Raw genomic sequence first — 20021 nt, 5'->3', positions numbered from 1 at the left:
TTTGACGCCGTTCGGCTTTGCGTGCGCAGCGAGCTTCGCACCCGGATGCCGCCCGGCAGCAGCTTCGTTATTTTACTGACAGCGCGGGCGATTTTCGCACGCGCCTCGTGATGTCGCGCGAGGTTCAGATCTCGTCGAGCTTGCGGCCCGCGAGCGCCCGGCGAATGCCCTTGTCCATCCGGCGCGCCGCGAATTCATCGGTGCCGGCGGCCAGCGCTTTGGTCGCTGCTTCGATTGCGTCCGCGTCGTTGCTCTGCGCGACGTTGCGCAACGCGGCGAGCAGCGTATCCAGAGCGCCGCGCTCGTCTGCGTCGAGCAGATCGGCGTCGGCGGCCAGCGCCGCGTCGGTCGCTTCGACGAGACGCTGCGCCTCCACTTGCGCTTCACGCAGCGCACGGGCGCGCATATCGACTTCGGCGGCGCTGAAGCTGTCTTCGAGCATGCGCGCGATATCGTCGTCGGCGAGACCGTACGACGGCTTGACGACGACCGACGCCTCGACGCCCGAATGCTGCTCGCGCGCGAATACCGACAGCAGCCCGTCCGCGTCCACCTGATAGGTCACGCGAATCCGCGCCGCGCCCGCCGCCATCGGCGGAATGCCGCGCAACTCGAAGCGCGCGAGCGACCGGCAATCCGAGACGAGCTCGCGCTCGCCTTGTACGACATGAATCGCCATGGCGGTCTGGCCGTCCTTGAACGTCGTGAAGTCCTGCGCGCGCGCGACCGGAATCGTCGAATTGCGCGGAATGATCTTTTCGGTCAGGCCGCCCATCGTTTCGACGCCGAGCGACAGCGGAATCACATCGAGCAACAGCCATTCGTCGCCATCGGCGCCGCGGTTGCCGGCGAGCAGATCGGCCTGAATCGCGGCGCCGAGCGCGACGACCTGATCCGGATCGAGATTGATGAGCGGCGGCTGGCCGAAGAACGATTCGACCGCGCGGCGGATCACCGGCATGCGCGTCGCGCCGCCGACGAGCACGACGCCCTTGATGTCGGCCGGCGTCACTTTCGCGTCGCGCAGCGCTTTGCGTGTCGGACCGAGCGTGCGCTGCACGAGAGATTCGGTGATTGCAGCAAACGTCGATTCTTCGATCGTCTGATCGATGCGCACGCCGCTCGACAGCGCGACGTCGACTTTTGCCTGCGCCGCGCTCGACAGCGCTTCCTTCGTCGAACGCACGGTGTCGAGCAACAGGCGGACGTCCTCGGGCGTGAGCGTCTCGCGCGCGACGCCCGCTTGCGCGAGCACGTGACGGAACAACGCATGGTCGAAATCGTCGCCGCCCAATGCGGAATCGCCGCCGGCCGCGAGCACTTCGAACACGCCCTTGGTGAGCTTGAGGATCGACAGGTCGAACGTGCCGCCGCCAAGATCGAACACGGCGTAAAGCCCTTCGGCGCCGTTATCGAGCCCGTATGCGATCGCCGCGGCGGTCGGTTCGTTGAGCAGGCGCAGCACATTGAGGCCGGCGAGGCGCGCGGCGTCCTTCGTCGCCTGGCGCTGCGCCTCGTCGAAATACGCGGGCACCGTGATCACCGCGCCGACGAGTTCGTCGCCGAGCGTGCCCTCGGCGCGCTGACGCAGCGTCGCGAGAATCTCGGCCGACACTTCGACCGGGCTCTTCACGCCATCGATCGTACGGATCTGCACCATGCCGGGCGCGTCGACGAAGTCGTACGGCGCGTTCTCGGCGCCCTCCACTTCGCTCTTGCCGCGGCCCATGAAGCGCTTGACCGACACGATCGTGTTGCGCGGATCGGTCGCCGCTTCGGCCTTCGCCGCGCGGCCGATCCGGCGGCCGCCGTTCTGCAGATAGCGGACCACCGAAGGCAACAGCGCGTGACCTTCCTCATCGGGCAACACATCGGGCACACCACTGCGCACAGCGGCGACGAGAGAATTGGTCGTGCCAAGATCGATACCGACCGCGAGACGCCGCTGGTGCGGCGCGGGCGCCATGCCGGGTTCAGAGATTTGCAGTAAAGCCATCTGGTGTCTTCTTCGGGGAACGTTGCGCCCCGTGCTCGATTATTGGTGTTTGCGGGATGTCGGGACGATGGGCTTAGGGGTTATTTGTTGCGCTTGCCGCGTCGTCACTTCAGTTGATCACTTCGGTACGCGAGTTCGGTTCATCGCTGCGCGGCCACGCTCAATCTTCGAGCCTGCCGATCTGCGCGTCGATTTCCGACGCGACGCGCTCGATAAACATCAACTGCCGCACCGCTTCGCTCGCCGCCTGGTCGGAGCCGCTGTCGAGCAGCGCGGCGAGCTTCGTGAAGCGCACGCGCTCTTCGTCGCGCAGCTCGGCAAGCAAGGCATCGAGATCGTCGACGTTCTTCGCGGCTGCCGCGTCTTCGATGCGCTCGCGCCATTCCATTTGCTGCATCAGGAACGCCGGCTCCATGGCCGTGTTGTTTTCGGCGCCGACGTCGATGCCGCGCAACGACAACAGGTAGGTCGCGCGCTTCAACGGATCGCGCAGCGTCCGGTACGCCTCGTTCGCACGCGTGGCCCATTGCATCGCGATGCGCTTTTGCGCGTCGCCGGCCGCGGCGAAGCGGTCAGGATGCACCTGCGCCTGCACGGTGCGGTACGCGTCGTCGAGCGCCTGTGTGTCGAGTGCAAATTGCGCAGGCAAATGGAACAGATCGAAGTGACTGTCGTTGAGCGATGCCATCAAAATACTTTGTCCGTCGAATTGAAAAAAGGCGGCACAGGCCGCCTTTTCGATCCTACCCGTCCGCTTACACGCGGAACGATTCGCCGCAGCCGCACTCGTCCTTGGCGTTCGGATTGTTGAACTTGAAGCCTTCGTTCAACCCTTCGCGCGCGAAGTCGAGTTCGGTGCCGTCGATATACGCAAGACTCTTCGGATCCACGACGACCTTCACGCCGTTGCATTCGAACACTTCGTCTTCGGGTGCGAGTTCATCGACGTACTCGAGCTTGTACGCAAGGCCCGAGCAGCCGGTCGTGCGCACGCCGACTCGCAGCCCGACGCCCTTGCCGCGCCGGCTCAGATACTTCTGCACATGTTGTGCTGCTTTTTCGGTCAACGTAATTGCCATAGTGTTTCTCTTTGCGCAGCGCGTTGCTTGCGGCGTTACCTGCCGCGTTACCAAGCGCGTTACGTGCCCTTACCAGGCGACGCGCTGCGACCTGCCTGCATTCAAACCTTGAGTCCCGATCCCGAATCTCAAGCTGCCTGCTTGTCGCCCGCGGGCGCCGCGCTTTCGCCGGCCTCGCCGCCATGACGCTGCTTGTAGTCGGCGACGGCCGCCTTGATCGCGTCTTCCGCGAGAATCGAGCAGTGAATCTTGACCGGCGGCAGCGCCAGTTCTTCGGCGATCTGCGTGTTCTTGATCTCGAGCGCCTGGTCGAGCGTCTTGCCCTTCACCCATTCGGTAACGAGCGAGCTCGACGCGATCGCGGAGCCGCAACCATAGGTCTTGAACTTCGCGTCCTCGATCACGCCATCCGCGCCGACGCGAATCTGCAGCTTCATCACGTCGCCGCACGCCGGCGCGCCGACCATGCCGGTGCCGACCGCATCGTCGTCCTTCGAGAAGGAGCCGACGTTGCGCGGGTTTTCGTAGTGGTCCAGAACCTTGTCGCTATAAGCCATGTTTACACTCCTTGATTCGTTTCAAGCTGCCGGTTTCGCGTGCGCTCGCACCGATCGTTCCGGCATTTATTTTTCCGACACGCGTTTCGGGCGCCCGTTTGCCGCACCTTAGTGCGCAGCCCACTGAATCGTCGACAGATCGACGCCGTCCTTGTGCATTTCCCAGAGCGGCGACAGCTCGCGCAGTTTCGCGATCTTCGTATTGAGCAGGTTGATCACGTAATCGACGTCCTGCTCGGTCGTGAAACGGCCAACCGTGAAACGGATCGAGCTATGCGCGAGTTCGTCGTTGCGACCCAGCGCGCGCAGCACGTACGACGGTTCGAGCGACGCGGACGTGCACGCCGAACCCGACGACACCGCGACATCCTTCACCGCCATGATCAGCGACTCGCCTTCGACGAAATTGAAGCTGATGTTCAGGTTGTGCGGCACACGGCTTTCCATGTCGCCGTTCACATACACTTCCTCGATCCGCGACAGACCGCGCAGCAGACGGTCGCGCAGCATGCGGACGCGCTCGTTCTCCGTCGCCATTTCTTCGCGCGCGATACGGAACGCCTCGCCCATGCCGACGATCTGGTGCGTTGCCAGCGTGCCCGAGCGCATGCCGCGTTCGTGGCCGCCGCCGTGCATCTGCGCTTCAATGCGCACGCGCGGCTTGCGACGCACGTACAGCGCGCCGATGCCCTTCGGGCCGTACGTCTTGTGCGCCGAAAACGACATCAGGTCCACCTTCAGCTTCTGCAGGTCGATTTCGACCTTGCCCGTAGCCTGCGCCGCGTCGACGTGGAAAATGATGCCTTTTTCGCGGCAGATTTCGCCGATCGTCGCGATATCCTGAATCACGCCGATCTCGTTGTTCACGTGCATCACCGACACGAGAATCGTGTCGGGGCGCAGCGCGGCCTTGAAGACTTCGATGTCGATCAGGCCATCGTCCTTCACGTCCAGATAGGTGACTTCATAACCTTCGCGCTCGAGCTCGCGGCACGTGTCGAGCACGGCCTTGTGCTCGGTCTTCACCGTGATGATGTGCTTGCCCTTGCCCTTGTAGAAGTGCGCGGCACCCTTGATCGCGAGGTTGTCCGATTCGGTCGCGCCCGACGTCCAGATGATTTCGCGCGGGTCCGCGTTGACGAGCGCGGCGACGTTTTCGCGCGCTTCCTCGACTGCATGCTCCGCGTCCCAGCCGTATGCGTGGCTACGCGATGCGGGGTTGCCGAACTGCTCGCGCAGATACGGGATCATCTTGTCCACCACGCGCGGATCGACGGGCGTCGTCGCGCTGTAGTCCATGTAAATGGGCAGGTGGGGAATGTCGTTATTCATCAATCGCTCCGGGGACATCGTTGCTTTTGGCTACTGGGTTCTTGCGCGAGGGCGCCGCGGAACGCTATTCATGCGTCCTCGTCGCGGTGCCCTGCTTCACGCTCAGGAACCAGCCATATTGAAAACGGAATTCGGACCTTTCGGCAGGACCCGTGTCGGCTCGACCGCAGCGGCCTCCGAACGCCTGTCGCGCAGCACGGTGGCCGGCGTCGCTTCGCGCGCGCGCTGCTGATCGACCAGATCTTTCAGCGAGACCGAATCGAGGTATTCGACCATCTTCTGGTTCAGCGTGGACCACAGCTCGTGCGTCATGCAGTGGCCGTCGCGCTGCTTCGTGCCTTCGCACGTGCCCTTGCCGCCGCATTGCGTGGCATCGAGCGGCTCGTCGACGGCGATGATGATGTCCGCCACCGTGACGTCTTCCGCGCGCCGCGCGAGGTTGTAACCGCCGCCCGGACCGCGCACGGATTCGACGATCTCGTGACGGCGCAGCTTCCCGAACAACTGCTCGAGATACGACAGGGAAATGTGCTGGCGCTGGCTAATACCTGCAAGCGTCACCGGGCCCTGCTCCTGGCGCAGCGCCAGGTCAATCATCGCCGTAACGGCGAAACGGCCTTTCGTGGTGAGTCTCATGATGTGTGGGAACCGCAATTCTCGACAAGTTTGCTCAAGTATAAATACATGAGCTATTTAGTCAAGTATCCCGTCTCAATTTTGTCCAATTACTTAAAAATTTTGGGGCCGAAGCGCCGTCCTCGCCCCCCGCGGCGGGCTTCCGGCTTGCGGGCGCCCACTTCAAAGTTCGGCCGGATGGTTCTCAGACGACCTGCAACTGGATGCGCAGCGCCGCGACGAGCCCTCGGCACGCCGACTCACACTGATCCAGTACGGTCTCGAAGCCATTCGGCCCGCCGAAGTAGGGATCGGCAACTTCACGCGCGTCGGCTTGCGGCGCAAATTCCATCAGCAAACGAATCTTGTCGCGACAGGCCGGAGGACAGATCCGGTTCAATGCCGCGACATTCGCATCGTCCATCGCGATCAGCAGGTCGAAACGCTCGAAGTCGGCGGCCGCGATCTGACGGCCGCGCAATTGCGACAGATCGTAACCACGCCCGCGCGCCGCCAGCTGGGCGCGCTCGTCCGGTGCTTCGCCGATGTGCCAGTTGCCGGTGCCGGCCGAATCGACCATCACGCGGTCCGACAACTTCGCCTCGGCCAGCTCGTATCGCATGACGCCCTCCGCAGTCGGCGAGCGGCAGATATTGCCAAGACAGACGAAGCATACGGCGATCGTTTTCATCGGGTGTCGCGCCGGGAGCGCTTACAGCGGCTGGGACTGCAGCGTGACGTTCGCGCGCATCGGCTGCGCCGAAGCCGCCTCGTCGTCGCCGACGAATCCGTACGACACCGTGCGCGCCAGTTCGGCAGTGACTTCGCTTGCGGCGAGCGGCGCCGTGCTCGCGTGCTTCGCGGCACTGCTGCACAGGTTCAGGAATGCGGCCGCTGCGAGCGGCAAAACGATCGCCAAGGGCCAGTACAACGATATTGTCTTTTTCATGATGGCGTTCTCTCAATGGGTCAAGGCTGCAGGCTATTAGCCCACTTCGCCCGATTGAGATTATAGATAAGGCCACCATCAGGAAAAACCCACCCCTGCGGAATAGACCGTTCTGTTGACGCGAACAATGCGGCGCGGGAAGTCAACGTAAAGAGAACGCTCGACGTTGAGTCGGGCAGCGAAAGGAATCCTTACAAACACATACAAAGGTAACGATGCAAAGTGGGAGGATAGCTTTACTTGCATCTGCCCTGCATCGTTAAGCGAACTCATCCGATGAAACCGCGCACCTCTCTTCACCTACTCCCGGCCATTGCCGTTGCCGCTCTGTGCGGCGGCTGCGCGGTCTATCCGTCGAATGCACCAGTCGGTTATAGCGGCTATGGCTACGACGGCGCCGTATACGATGGCTACGGCGGCTATCCGCCATATGGCTACGGCTATGCGCCGGCCCCGCCGCCGAACGTTTATCTGGGCTTCGGCGGCTATTCGGGATCGCGCGATCCCTACTGGGGGCGCGGCTATCGCGGCGACTGGAATAACGGACGAAACTGGCACGGCGGCGGCGGACGTCCGCCGCCGAATAACCCGCCGCCGCCACATGCGGGTGGAGGCGGAGGTCCCGCTGCGGGAGGCGGCGGCGGACATCCGCCGCCGCAAGGGCCGCGCGGGGGTGGACGCGCGCCTGCCGCACCGGCTGTCAATGTCTCGCCGAACAACGGCTCGCGCATGACCAATCACTGACCTGTGGCCGGCGCGACATCGGGCTTCACCCCCGATGGCTGCGCTGCGCCGCGTAAAGCTCCCGAAACGTTCTGCCGACCGGCGCGGGCATATCCCGCGTATTCGTCCATCCGCCGCCAAACGGCAGTCGACCGATCGAACGCCGCTCGCCGCCGGCCTTCTCGAGCACGCGCACGGCGAGCTTCGTCAATAGCGCGTAAGCGGCCGGATGCAGCGCCAAGTAGCCCCACACGGCGAGTCCAAACCGTTCGCGCCACGGTCGCAAATGGCGCTCGACCTGTCTCTCGCGCAGCTTGCGCAGCAAGTCGGATAGCGGAATACCGACCGGACACACGCTATTGCACTCGCCGCACAGTGTGGCCGCCTGCGGCAAATCGAGCGCCTTGTCGATGCCGACATAGCTTGGCGTCAGCACCGAACCCATCGGCCCCGGATAAACCCAACCGTACGCATGGCCGCCGACCTTCTGATAGACGGGGCAGTGATTCATGCACGCGCCGCAGCGAATGCAGCGCAGCATCTCCTGGAAGTCGCCGCCGATGAGCCCCGTGCGCCCGCCGTCGACGAGCACCACGTACATATGCTCAGGCCCGTCCTGTTCGCCGGGACGACGCGGGCCCGTCAGCAGCGAAACGTAGTTCGTCATCGACTGGGCCGTTGCCGAGCGCGGCAGCAGACGCAGCGCGGTGGCCAGATCCTCGAGCGTCGGCAGCACCTTCTCGATACCGGTCACGGCAACGTGCACGCGCGGCATCACCGTGCACATCCCTTCGTTGCCCTCGTTCGTTACGACGGCGATCGAGCCGGTTTCCGCGATCACGAAATTCGCGCCGGTTACGCCCATGTCCGCCGACATGAAATGCGGACGCAGCGTTTCGCGCGCCTCGCGCGTCATCTGCGGGATTTCGGTGAGCCGCGGCTTGTTGTGCGTCTTCGCAAACAGGTCCGCGATCTCCTCCTTATCCTTGTGGATCACCGGCATGATGATGTGGCTCGGCGGCTCGTTGTTATTGATCTGCAGGATGTATTCGCCAAGATCGGTTTCAACCGACTGCACGCCCATCTTGCCGAGCACTTCGTTCAGGCGCATTTCTTCGGAGACCATCGACTTCGACTTGATCACCTTCTTCACGTCGTGCTTGCGCGCGATATCGGCAACGAGCTTCGCCGCATCCTGTGTGGTCTCCGCGTACAGCACGGTAACGCCGCGCCGCGCCGCTTCGCGCTCGAAGGTCTCGAGCCAGACATCGAGATTCTCGAGCGCGCGATTGCGGCGCTCCTTTAGCGACGTGCGCGTCGCCTGAAAGTCGATCTCGGTCATCACCTGCGCGCGCGCCGCGACGATTCTCGTCGAGAGCTTCGTCAGATTCTGCTGCAGGCGCTGGTCGGCGAGCTTTTGGCCCGCGCGCGCCTTGAAGTGCATCGATTGAACTTGCATGGCGGTGTGTTGGATCCGGATCCTGGATGAAAGTAGCACGCGTCGCGTGTCGAAGCGCGTGCGGCCGCGCGTCGCCGCGCGTGACTTACGCGTCGCCGGCGAGCACCTGGGCGATGTGCAGCACGCGCGTCGTCGTATCGCCGGTGCGGCGCAAGCGCCCTTCGATGTTCAGCATGCAGCCGAGGTCGCCGAGCACGACTGCATTCGTCCCGCTCGCATGGATGTTGTCGCACTTCTCGTCGACGATCGCGGTCGAAATATCACCGTACTTGACCGCGAACGTGCCGCCGAAGCCGCAGCAGTGCTCGCAACCCTTCATCTCGGCAACCTGCACGCCGGCCTGCGCGAGCAGCGCGCGCGGCTGGGCTTTGACGCCGAGCTCGCGCAGCCCCGAACAGGAATCGTGGTACGTCACCGGTCCCGTGAATTCGCCGGGACTGAGCTCGACTTTCGCGACACTCACGAGGAAATCGGTCAGCTCGTACACCTTTGCGCGCAGACGCGCGAAACGTCCCATCAATTCCGGGTCGTTGCCGAACAGATCGCCATAGTGCGCGCGAATCATGCCGCCGCACGAACCCGACGGCACGACGACGTAATCGAACTGTTCGAACTCGCGCAGCATCTTCTCGGCGAGATCGCGTGCGATGCCGCGCTCGCCCGAGTTGTACGCCGGCTGTCCGCAGCAGGTTTGCGCGGGCGGCACGACGACTTCAAAACCGGCACGCTCGATCAGCTTGATTGCCGAGAAACCGATTTCCGGGCGCATCAGGTCGATCAGGCAGGTGACGAAAAATCCGACTCGCATGAGTCCTCCTCCGGGGAAACGTCCCCGATTATGCGACGTTTCCGAAACGATACCAACGCGTGACGCCCCTGGTCGGCGCAAAAGCCGGTCCGCGCGAAACCGCAAACGCCGTTCGCTTTTTTCACCATACGAGATACAATCGTTTTTCCGTCGTGTGACGTGTCATCGATTTGTCCCCCATGAGCGATACGAACCCGGATCCCAAAACCTCGATCCAGGTGATCGAGCGCATGATGCGCCTGCTGGACGCGCTCGCTGCGCACAGCGACCCGGTCAGCCTGAAAGAACTCGCGCAACGCACCGAGCTGCACCCGTCGACTGCGCACCGCATTCTCAACGATATGGTCACGTGCCGCCTCGTCGACCGCTCAGATCCCGGTACTTACCGGCTCGGTATGCGGCTGCTCGAACTCGGCAACCTCGTGAAGGCGCGGCTGTCGGTACGCGACGCGGCGCTGATGCCGATGCGCGAACTGCATCGGCTGACTGGCCAGACAGTCAACCTGTCGGTACGCCAGGGCGATGAAATCGTCTATATCGAACGCGCCTATTCGGAGCGCTCGGGCATGCAGGTGGTCCGCGCGATCGGCGGCCGCGCGCCGTTGCATCTGACATCGGTCGGCAAGCTGTTTCTCGCCGCCGACGAAGCGGCACGCGTGCGCGCCTATGCGACGCGCACCGGACTTTCGGGCCATACGCAGAACAGCATCACCGACCTCGCGAAGCTCGAACGCGAGCTCACGCACGTGCGACAGCAGTCGTGCGCGCGCGATAACGAGGAACTCGAACTCGGCGTGCGCTGCATCGCGGCCGGCATTTATGACGACACGGGCAGGCTCGTTGCCGGGTTGTCGCTGTCCGCGCCGGCAGACCGGCTGCAGGATTCGTGGCTGAATCAGGTCAGCAAGACCGCGCTCGTGATCTCCGAGTCGCTCGGCTATCAACCGGAAGCAGCGCAACCGGACGCGGCTGCGCGATCGGCGTAAGAGACGTTCGGGCGCACGAGCGTCCAAACGCTTGAACGCCGGCGTCTCGGTTCATGCGGCGAAACTACGCCGCTGTATCGCCGATCGCCGCCGTGCCAACGTAAAAAAGCCCCGCGGCATTTCAGCGGGGCTTTCTGCTTGCGGCGTCCACTGCCTGTTCCGCGTACCAGGCGTCCGATCAGGTCCCTGCGCCGTTTGCATCCGCGCTCGTCACGCGCTGCTCGCCGCCGTTGTCGATCCACGTGCGCAGACGCGTCGCATCGGCAAAGCGCGAATACTTGCCGGCCGAGTCGAGCAACACCATGATCATCGGGCGATTGTCGATAGTCGCCTGCATCACGAGGCATTCACCCGCTTCGTTGATAAAGCCCGTCTTCTGCAAGCCGATATCCCATGACGGGTTGCGTATGAGCGCGTTCGTGCTGTTGTACGCGAGCGTGCGCTTGCCCGTATAGACCTCGTAGCTGCGGTCGGTCGAGAAGCGGCGGATCAACGGGTACTGATACGCGGCATTGACCATCTTCACGAGATCGCGCGCAGTCGACACGTTCTGGCTCGTGAGCCCGGTCGGATTTTCGAAGTGCGTATCGACCATGCCGAGCTGCTTCGCCTTCGCATTCATCGCTGCCATGAACGCGGGACGGCCGCCCGGGTAGTAGCGCGACAACGCGGCAGCCGCGCGGTTTTCCGACGCCATCAGCGCGATATGCAGCATGTCTTCACGCGACAGCACCGAACCCACGGACAGGCGCGAGCCCGTGTTCTTCTCGTAATCGCGATCTTCGTCGGTGACTTCGATCTGTTCGGTCATCGGCTCTTTCGAATCGAGCACGACCATCGCGGTCATCAGCTTCGTAATCGACGCGATCGGCACGACCGCGCGCGAGTTCTTGTCGAAGAGCGGCTCGGACGAGTTCTGGTCGACCACATATGCGACCGTCGAGCGCAACGCGACGCCTTCGGGCGATTCATGCAGGCCGAACGCCTGACCCGCCGTCGGCGAGCGCGGTTCGAATGCGACGCGGCGGACCACCGAGTGATGACGGCCGTTCATCGTATAGCTCACGCGCTTCTTCTTCGAGACAGCGCGCGGCGCGTCGCCCTCGCCGTCGCGCTTCGCGGCGGCGACTTTGGCGCCCTTCGCCGATTCGCGGCTCGAAACCTTCGCGGCCGGCTGTGCCGGCTTCTTCGATTTCTTCGTGGCTTTTGCGGACTTCTCGGACTTCGCCGACGCGGTGGTCGACGCAGCAAAGGCGTCGACCGGCAATGCCGATGTCGCTGCGATAACCATCGACGCGGCCACCGACAGCGCAGTAGTCAGCGCCGCACCGTGCATCACTTTCAGTGACGAAAACATGTCGGTTTTCATTAGTGTTCTGGGGGTAAGGCGGCAGGGAATTGTCCGCCAGTGTAGTGAATCAACGAAAAATTAGCAAATTTAAGCACTTATCGACACTCTTTAAACCGAGTTGTAAGCCTCGATTGCTATTAGCCAATGATCGACGCGATCTTCATCGAAAACATCAATCACCGCAGCGAACGGTCAGCGCCGTCATGCTGAAACGATTCCTCGCATAACGGCAGGTTCACGCAGGGACTTGATCAGGGAACAACGGTCGCGAAGCCCGCACACGGCGCTTCAACGCAAAGCGCCTTGTGTACAACCGGCGGCGCGCGAACGCCACGTCAGCCTGTCAAACGGCTCTTCAGCGCCTACTGCAGACCGGCGCATCGCGCGTTCGACCGGGACAGCGATTTAACGTTCCGCGACAGTTTTAGTTTACGCCGCGATTCTAGCGTGGCTACGGAAGTTTGTTAGGTAGCTCACGAAACCTCACAGGTCTGCTTCAAACATCTCAAGAAAGCACGCCATTACGGTGCATCGACTCAATAAGCATGCGATTTCGCAACTCCATGAATGCTTCATAACGTATTGTTTTCTCGATAAATTATCAGCATTGTGCGATGCACAAAAAATACTTGACAAGGTTAGGCGCTGTCCTAAAATGGGAACCATTGTTGCGACGCACAATGCCTCATTTGTTTGAGCAGCGCGGCGCAATGCTTCGATCGGCCCGTATGTTTTGCGGAAGCCCCGATCCCGGAAATGATTAACCCAACTCGGTCCGCGCCAGACGGACCGGTACTTCAGGAGCGTAAATATGACTCTGCTGACCCCTGAGCAATTCGCTGCAGCCCAGAAAGCCAATCTCGAAACCCTCTTCGGCCTCACGAACAAGGCATTCGAAGGCGTCGAGAAGCTGGTCGAACTGAACCTGCAAGTCGTCAAGTCGACGCTCGCGGAAAATCAGGAAAATGCACAGCGCGCGCTGTCGGTGAAGGACGCGCAAGAACTGCTCGCGCTGCAAGCAAGCCTCACGCAGCCGGTCGCCGAAAAGGTGCTGTCGTACGGCCGTCATCTGTATGAAATCGCATCGGCTACGCAGGCCGAGTTCGCTCGCGTCGCTGAAGCGCAATACGAAGAGCAGAACCGCAAGGTGCAAGCACTCGTCGACAACGTCGCGAAGAACGCGCCGGCCGGTTCGGAAACTGCCGTCGCCGTGATCAAGTCGGCAATCACCGCCGCGAACACGACGTATGAAACGGTCCACAAGGCCACGAAGCAAGCGGTCGAAATCGCGGAAAGCAACTTCAATGCGGCCGCTACCGCTGCATCGAAGGCCGCTTCGCAAGCTGCCGCGCAAGTGTCGCGTCAGGCTTCGGCGACGAAGAAGGCAACCGCTGCCTAACACGCTCGTCGAGCACATCGCAAGCAGCACTGCTGCGCCTGAAGCTTCAAGGCGCAGCAAGCGTCAGCATTCAGTTCCGGTTTCAACGCATCGGGCTTCGAACGACGCGCCGGTCCATCAAGGTTCAGCGAAACGAACACAGACGGGCCAGCGCGGCCGCGAGTCAACGAAGGGTTCGTTGACCGGCAGACATCAGCGCCGCGCAGACTCCGCTGTCGCGGCGAGACGCTCCGATACGTGAAACAGCGTATCGTTACCCCCGGCTCCGGCCGGGATTTTTTTGCGCTTTTGGGTCGTGCATTCGAGTCCCTTCCCTCGCGGCTGCCAATGCAAAAAATCGGCGCGCCCTGCTTTCGCAGGAGCGCACCGATCTGTTTTTACTCGCGTAGCTTTGTAGCGGCCGCGCGCCGCCAAACGGCGACGCGGGCCCGCTTGCCCCGTTACTTCTTGCGCTGCGGCGGCAGATCCGTGCAAACGCCTTCGTACAACTCGGCCGCCATACCGATCGACTCGCCGAGCGTCGGGTGCGGATGAATCGTCTTGCCGATGTCGGTTGCGTCGGCACCCATCTCGACGGCGAGGCACACTTCACTGATCAGGTCGCCTGCATTCAGACCGACGATGCCGCCGCCGATCACGCGATGCGTTTCCTCGTCGAAGATCAGCTTCGTAAAGCCTTCGTCGCGGCCATTGGCGATCGCGCGGCCTGACGCCGCCCACGGAAACACCGCCTTGCCGTACTTGATGCCTTCGGCCTTGCACTGGTCTTCGGTCTTGCCGGCCCATGCGACTTCCGGGTCCGTATAGGCGACCGACGGAATCTGCAGCGCGTCGAAGTAGGCCTTTTCGCCGTGCGCGGCTTCGGCCGCCACGTGACCTTCGTGCACTGCCTTGTGCGCGAGCATCGGCTGACCGACGATGTCGCCAATCGCGTAGATGTGCGGCACATTCGTGCGCATCTGCTTGTCAACTTCGATAAAGCCGCGGTCCGTCACCGCGACGCCGGCCTTGTCCGCGCCGATCTTCTTGCCGTTCGGGCTACGGCCGACCGCGACGAGCACGAGGTCGTAACGCTGCGGTTCGGGCGGCGCTTTCTCGCCTTCGAACGTCACGTAGATGCCGTCCTGTTTCGCTTCGGCCGCGGTGGTTTTCGTCTTCAGCATCACGTTTGCGAAACGCTTGCTGTTGAACTTCTCCCATACCTTCACGAGATCGCGGTCCGCGCCCATCATGAGACCGTCGAGCATTTCGACGACATCGATCTGCGCGCCGAGCGTCGAATACACGGTCGCCATTTCGAGACCGATAATGCCGCCGCCGATCACGAGCATGCGTTGCGGAATCTGGCGCAGTTCGAGTGCGCCGGTCGAATCGATGACGCGCGGATCTTCGGGAATGAACGGCAGCTTCACGGCCTGCGAACCAGCTGCAATAATCGCGTTCTTGAACTTGACGACCTTCTTGCCGCCTTCGGTCTGCACTTCCATATGATGCGGATCGACGAAGGCGCCGACGCCCGTCACCACTTCGACCTTGCGCGCCTTCGCCATGCCGCCGAGACCGCCGGTCAGCTTCTTGACGACGCCCGATTTGAAGTCGCGCAGCTTGTCGAGATCGACTTGCGGCTTCGCGAACGTGATGCCATGTGCGCCGAGCGCCGCGGCCTCGTCGATCACGAGCGCGGTATGCAGCAGCGCCTTCGACGGAATGCAGCCGACATTCAGACAGACGCCGCCGAGCGTCGCGTAACGCTCGACGAGCACGGTCTTCATGCCGAGATCGGCCGCGCGGAACGCAGCGGAGTAGCCGCCGGGGCCCGAGCCGAGCACGACCATATCGCATTCGATATCGGCCGTGCCGGAGAAGCTGCCCGCTTGCGGAGCCGCCGCCGGTTGTTTCGGTGCCGATTGCGCCGCGGGCTGCGCGGCCGGTTGTGCCGCGGCGGCAGGCGCCGCCGCTTTTGCAGGCTCTTTCGCGGGCTCCTTCGCAGGCTTGGCTTCTTCTTTTGCGGGTGCCGCTTCGCCCGACGTTTCGACGGTCGCGATCACCGTGCCTTCCGACACCTTGTCGCCCGCCTTCACGCGTACTTCCTTGACGGTGCCCACGGTATCGCTCGGCACCTCGATCGATGCCTTGTCGGACTCGAGCGTCATCAGCGCCTGTTCTTTTTCGATGACGTCACCCGGCTTGATATTGACTTCAATGACATCGACGTCCTTGAAATCGCCGATGTCCGGCACCTTAACTTCGACGAGACTCATGAGTGTCCCCTTCTCTTGTTGCCGTGTTGATGAGGGATTGCGGCACGGCCGATGAACCGGTGGCGACCAGTCAACGAAAAAACAGGCGCGGCTCCACGCTGGAACGACGCTTGTCTGATCGATAGGGTGCGCAGGCCAGGTTCAACGGCGTCAGCATGAACTCGATAATCGGGCTCACGCCGCGCCGCAAAAATCAAAGAATGACCCGCCGGAAGTCGCCGAGGATCGAACTCAGATACGCGTTAAAGCGCGCCGCTTCCGCGCCGTCGATCACGCGATGGTCGTACGACAGCGACAGCGGCAGTGTCAGACGCGGCACGAACTGCTTGCCGTCCCACACCGGCTTCATGAAGCTGCGCGACAAACCGAGAATCGCGACTTCGGGTGCGTTGATGATCGGCGTGAAATGCGTGCCGCCGATGCCGCCCAGCGACGAAATCGAGAACGAGCCGCCTTGCATCTGCTCGGGCTTGAGCTTGCCGTCACGCGCGAGCTTCGACAGTTCCGTCATTTCCTTCGCGATATCGACGAGACCCTTCTTGTCCGCATCGCGGATCACCGGCACGACAAGACCGTTCGGCGTATCGGCCGCAAAGCCGATATGGAAATACTGCTTGTAGACGAGGTTGTCGCCGTCGAGGCTCGTATTGAAGGTCGGGAATTTCTTCAGCGCGGCGACGACTGCCTTGATCACGAACGCGAGCATCGTGAACTTCACGCCCGCCTTCTCGTTTTCCTTGTTCAGTTGCACGCGCAACGCTTCGAGCTCCGTAATATCCGCTTCGTCGTTGTTCGTGACGTGCGGAATCATGACCCAGTTGCGATGCAGGTTCGCGCCGGAGATTTTCTTGATGCGCGACAGCGGCTTCGGGTCGATCGGACCGAACTTCGTGAAATCGATCTTCGGCCACGGCAGCAGGTTCAGTTCACCGCCGCCTGCCGGTGCGCCGGCGGCAGCAGCCGGCGCGGCGCGCTGGCCCGTCATCACGCCCTTCACGAACGCGGTCACGTCATCCTGCGTGACGCGGCCTTTGGGGCCGGTGCCCTGCACGCGCGCGACGTCGACGCCGAGTTCGCGCGCGAATTTGCGCACCGACGGCGACGCATGGCTCGGGCGGTAAGCACCGCCCTCGCCGGCCGGAATCACCGGCGCCTGCGCCAGCGCCGACGGCTGCGCGGCAGCAGGTGCGGCGGCCGGCTTTTGCGGCGCGTCGGACGGCGCTTCGACCGGTTTCTGCGGCGCTGCGGCAGCAGGCGCAGCAGCCGCCCCGCCCGCGCTTTCGATCAGCACGATAACCGTGCCTTCGGACACGTTATCGCCGACCTTGACCTTGACTTCCTTGACGACACCGGCAGCGGGGCTCGGCACATCCATCGTCGCCTTGTCCGATTCCAGCGTGATCAGCGACTGTTCCTTCTCGACGCGATCGCCGACCTTGACGGCGATTTCGATGACCGGCACATCCTTGTAGTCGCCGATATCGGGCACCTTCACTTCCTGCACGCCGCCACCGCTTGCAGCGGCCGGTGCAGCAGCAGGCGCAGCGGCGGGTGCGGCGGCCGGAGCAGCGGCTTGCGCAGCAGGCGCTGCCGCGCCGTTAGCTTGAGCTTGCGCAGGAGCCTTCGACGGCGCGGCGCCCGCGCCTTCGCCGTCGACCACGACGATCAGCGTACCTTCCGATACGTTATCGCCGACCTTGACCTTGATTTCCTTGACGACGCCGGACACCGGACTCGGCACATCCATCGTCGCCTTGTCGGACTCCAGCGTTACCAACGACTGCTCTTTCTCGACGGTATCACCCGCCTTCACCAGCACCTCGATTACAGGAACGTCCTTGTAATCGCCGATGTCCGGCACCTTGACTTCGATCGCTTGGCTCATTTGTTTTGTGTCTCCAGGGCCGAGCGCACTCCGCCCGGCATCGAAAGCGGAGTGCGCACGACGTCGCGGGGGGCGACGAGTTAGACGGTCATCGGATTGGGTTTGGACGGGTCGAGGTTGTACTTCTTCAGCGCGTCGGCCACGACCTTGCGCTCAATCGTACCCTCATCGGCAAGCGCATTCAGCGCGGCCACGGTAACCCAGTAGCGGTCGACTTCGAAGAAGTGGCGCAGTTGCTCGCGCGTATCCGAACGGCCGTAGCCGTCGGTGCCGAGCACGACGTAGCGTTGCGGTACGAAGGCGCGGATCTGCTCGCTCAGCGCGCGCACATAATCGGTCGACGCGATCACCGGGCCCTTCGCATCCTTGAGCAGCTTCTCGACGTGCGAGAGCTTCTTCTCTTCGGTCGGATGCAGCAGGTTCCAGCGTTGCACTTCGTGGCCTTCGCGCGCGAGTTCAGTGAAGCTCGGCACGCTCCACAGGTCCGCAGCGACACCCCAGTCGTTCTTCAGCAGGTCGGCGGCGGCGATCACTTCGTTGAAGATCGTGCCCGCGCCCATCAGTTGCACGCGCGGCGCGCTCTTGCCCGATGCGGCGTTACCGTCGGCCTTGCGGAACGCGTACATGCCCTTGATGATGTCCGACGCCACGGCGTCACCTTGCGGAATCGCCGGATGCTCGTAGTTCTCGTTCATCACCGTCAGGTAATAGAACACGTCTTCCTGCTCCTGCACCATCCGGCGCAGGCCGTCCTGAATGATCACCGCGAGCTCGTAGCCGAAGGTCGGGTCGTAGCTGATGCAGTTCGGAATCGACGACGCCCACAGCAGCGAGTGCCCGTCTTCGTGTTGCAGACCTTCGCCGTTCAGCGTCGTGCGGCCCGCCGTGCCGCCGAGCAGGAAACCGCGCGAACGCATGTCGCCGGCGGCCCATGCAAGATCGCCGATGCGCTGGAAGCCGAACATCGAATAGTAGATGTAGAACGGGATCATGATCTCGTTGTGCGTCGAATACGACGTCGCCGCTGCGATCCAGTCCGACATGCCGCCTGCTTCGTTGATCCCTTCCTGCAGGATCTGGCCGGTTTCCGATTCCTTGTAGAACATCAGCTGATCGGAGTCTTCCGGCACATACTTCTGACCGTCCTGATTCCAGATGCCGATCTGGCGGAACAGACCCTCCATGCCGAAGGTGCGCGACTCATCCGGCACGATCGGCACGACGCGCTTGCCGAGCGTCTTGTCCTTCAACAGAATGTTCAGGATCCGCACGAACGCCATCGTCGTCGAGATCTCGCGGCCTTCGCCGGTGCCCTTCAGCAGCGGCTCGAACACCGACAGTTCCGGCACCGGCAGCGACTCCGCCTTCTGGCGGCGCGCGGGCAGATAACCGCCGAGCTCCTGGCGGCGCGCACGCATGTACTCGAGTTCCTTCGAGCCTTCTTCGAATTTCAGATACGGAATGTGCGTGATCTCTTCGTCCGGGATCGGCAGGCGGAACTGGTCGCGGAACTGCTTCAGCGCTTCCACCTGCATCTTCTTCTGCTGGTGCGTGATGTTCATCGCCTGGCCGGCTTCGCCCATGCCGTAGCCCTTGATCGTCTTCGCGAGGATCACGGTCGGCTGGTTCTTCGCCTCGGTCGCCGCCTTGTAGGCCGCGAAGATCTTGTGCGGATCGTGGCCGCCGCGGTTCAGATTCCAGATGTCGTCGTCGGACCAGTCTGCGACGAGCGCTTTCAGTTCCGGCGTGTTGAAGAAGTGCTCGCGCACGTAGGCGCCCGACTCCGATTTATACGTCTGATATTCGCCGTCGACGACTTCCATCATCCGGCGCATCAGCGCGCCCGATTTGTCGCGGGCGAACAGCGCGTCCCAACGGCTGCCCCAGACGACCTTGATCACGTTCCAGCCCGCGCCGCGGAATTCGCTTTCGAGCTCCTGGATGATCTTGCCGTTGCCGCGCACCGGGCCGTCGAGACGCTGCAGGTTGCAGTTGATCACGAACACGAGGTTGTCGAGCCGCTCGCGGCCGGCCATGCCGATCGCGCCGAGCGATTCCGGCTCATCGGTTTCGCCGTCGCCGAGGAACGCCCAGACCTTGCGGCCTTCGGTCTTCGCGATGCCGCGCGCCTGCAGGTACTTCATGAAGCGCGCCTGATAGATCGCCATGATCGGACCGAGGCCCATCGACACGGTCGGGAATTGCCAGAAGTCCGGCATCAGCCACGGGTGCGGATACGATGAGATGCCCTCGCCGCCTACTTCCTGGCGGAAGTTGTCGACCTGCTTCTCCGATAGCCGGCCCAGCAGGAACGCACGCGCATAGACGCCCGGCGACGAGTGGCCTTGCACGAACACGAGGTCGCCGCCGTGATCGGCCGACGGCGCATGCCAGAAATGGTTGAAGCCGACGTCGTACAGCGTGGCCGCCGAGGCGAATGAAGCGATATGGCCGCCGACGTTGGTGTCCTTGCCCGCGCGCAGCACCATCGCCATCGCGTTCCAGCGCGTGTAGGAGCGGATCCGGTGTTCGATGTCCTGGTCGCCGAAGTCGGAGGCCAAGCGGTCTTAGGAAGACAAAACATTCTACCAACTCCTTGGCTCACAGAACGACATGGCTAC

At 62.8% G+C, this 20021-nt stretch carries 16 protein-coding genes and 1 pseudogene; 3 read left to right on the top strand and 14 right to left on the bottom strand.

The annotated features are described in order from the left end of the window. Positions 1–124: 124 nt before the first annotated feature. The 8 genes from hscA to QYH69_RS24420 all read right to left on the bottom strand — a co-directional run bounded on the left by hscA (position 125) and on the right by QYH69_RS24420 (position 6528). Positions 125–1996, bottom strand: a complete 1872-nt coding sequence (gene hscA, locus QYH69_RS24455) for a Fe-S protein assembly chaperone HscA (protein ID WP_308834317.1) — start codon at positions 1994–1996, stop codon at positions 125–127. A gap of 160 nt (positions 1997–2156) precedes the next feature. Continuing rightward, entirely contained in the window at positions 2157–2684 is a 528-nt protein-coding gene (gene hscB / locus QYH69_RS24450; protein ID WP_308834316.1) for a Fe-S protein assembly co-chaperone HscB, read from the bottom strand. A 67-nt stretch (positions 2685–2751) separates the two neighbouring features. Next, on the bottom strand, positions 2752–3075 hold the full coding sequence (iscA, locus tag QYH69_RS24445) for an iron-sulfur cluster assembly protein IscA (RefSeq protein ID WP_075156760.1): 324 nt from the start codon (positions 3073–3075) through the stop codon (positions 2752–2754). 128 nt (positions 3076–3203) lie between these two features. Then, complete coding sequence (iscU, locus tag QYH69_RS24440) at positions 3204–3632, bottom strand: Fe-S cluster assembly scaffold IscU (RefSeq protein ID WP_308834315.1); 429 nt, start codon at positions 3630–3632, stop codon at positions 3204–3206. 108 nt (positions 3633–3740) lie between these two features. Next, the gene (locus QYH69_RS24435; RefSeq protein ID WP_308834314.1) at positions 3741–4964 is read right to left on the bottom strand and encodes an IscS subfamily cysteine desulfurase; all 1224 of its coding nucleotides are present in this window, start codon (positions 4962–4964) and stop codon (positions 3741–3743) included. 102 nt (positions 4965–5066) lie between these two features. Next, positions 5067–5600, bottom strand: a complete 534-nt coding sequence (gene iscR, locus QYH69_RS24430) for a Fe-S cluster assembly transcriptional regulator IscR (protein WP_075156757.1) — start codon at positions 5598–5600, stop codon at positions 5067–5069. Positions 5601–5784: 184 nt separating this feature from the next. Beyond that, positions 5785–6270 (bottom strand): low molecular weight protein-tyrosine-phosphatase, encoded by a 486-nt coding sequence (locus tag QYH69_RS24425; protein ID WP_308834313.1) that lies wholly within the window; start codon positions 6268–6270, stop codon positions 5785–5787. 21 nt (positions 6271–6291) lie between these two features. Next, on the bottom strand, positions 6292–6528 hold the full coding sequence (locus QYH69_RS24420; RefSeq protein ID WP_308834312.1) for a hypothetical protein: 237 nt from the start codon (positions 6526–6528) through the stop codon (positions 6292–6294). A 276-nt stretch (positions 6529–6804) separates the two neighbouring features. Here QYH69_RS24420 and QYH69_RS24415 point away from each other — a divergent pair, with 276 nt between their 5' ends. Next, on the top strand, positions 6805–7272 hold the full coding sequence (locus QYH69_RS24415) for a hypothetical protein (RefSeq protein WP_308834311.1): 468 nt from the start codon (positions 6805–6807) through the stop codon (positions 7270–7272). Positions 7273–7297: 25 nt separating this feature from the next. On the opposite strand, the gene QYH69_RS24410 is transcribed toward QYH69_RS24415, so the two are convergent. Then, entirely contained in the window at positions 7298–8710 is a 1413-nt protein-coding gene (locus QYH69_RS24410) for a LutB/LldF family L-lactate oxidation iron-sulfur protein (RefSeq protein WP_308834310.1), read from the bottom strand. 85 nt (positions 8711–8795) lie between these two features. Then, positions 8796–9518, bottom strand: coding sequence for a (Fe-S)-binding protein (locus QYH69_RS24405; protein ID WP_308834309.1), 723 nt, complete (start codon positions 9516–9518; stop codon positions 8796–8798). Positions 9519–9697: 179 nt separating this feature from the next. Between QYH69_RS24405 and QYH69_RS24400 the strand changes: the two genes are divergently transcribed. Beyond that, positions 9698–10504, top strand: a complete 807-nt coding sequence (locus QYH69_RS24400) for an IclR family transcriptional regulator (RefSeq protein WP_075156751.1) — start codon at positions 9698–9700, stop codon at positions 10502–10504. A gap of 178 nt (positions 10505–10682) precedes the next feature. On the opposite strand, the gene pbpG is transcribed toward QYH69_RS24400, so the two are convergent. Beyond that, a complete protein-coding gene (pbpG, locus tag QYH69_RS24395) occupies positions 10683–11873 on the bottom strand; it encodes a D-alanyl-D-alanine endopeptidase (RefSeq protein ID WP_308834308.1) in 1191 nt (396 codons plus the stop codon). A 793-nt stretch (positions 11874–12666) separates the two neighbouring features. On the opposite strand from pbpG, the gene QYH69_RS24390 reads away from it, so the two are divergent. Continuing rightward, positions 12667–13254 (top strand): phasin family protein, encoded by a 588-nt coding sequence (locus QYH69_RS24390; RefSeq protein ID WP_219796555.1) that lies wholly within the window; start codon positions 12667–12669, stop codon positions 13252–13254. A gap of 440 nt (positions 13255–13694) precedes the next feature. Here QYH69_RS24390 and lpdA read toward each other — a convergent pair whose 3' ends face one another. From lpdA to aceE, 3 genes and pseudogenes are all read right to left on the bottom strand, one after another. Next, positions 13695–15515 carry a dihydrolipoyl dehydrogenase gene (gene lpdA, locus QYH69_RS24385; protein ID WP_308834307.1) on the bottom strand — a complete coding sequence of 607 codons (1821 nt, stop codon included), beginning with the start codon at positions 15513–15515 and terminating at the stop codon, positions 13695–13697. Positions 15516–15708: 193 nt separating this feature from the next. Next, entirely contained in the window at positions 15709–17400 is a 1692-nt protein-coding gene (gene aceF, locus QYH69_RS24380) for a dihydrolipoyllysine-residue acetyltransferase (RefSeq protein ID WP_308834306.1), read from the bottom strand. Positions 17401–17480: 80 nt separating this feature from the next. Next, positions 17481–19946: pseudogene (gene aceE, locus QYH69_RS24375) on the bottom strand (pyruvate dehydrogenase (acetyl-transferring), homodimeric type); the annotation flags it as partial. Positions 19947–20021: the final 75 nt, after the last annotated feature.

The organism is Paraburkholderia sp. SARCC-3016 (genome assembly GCF_031119615.1).
Taxonomy (GTDB): domain Bacteria; phylum Pseudomonadota; class Gammaproteobacteria; order Burkholderiales; family Burkholderiaceae; genus Paraburkholderia.
Note: the sequence above shows the minus strand (reverse complement) of the source record. Positions and strands in the feature narration are given on the sequence as shown.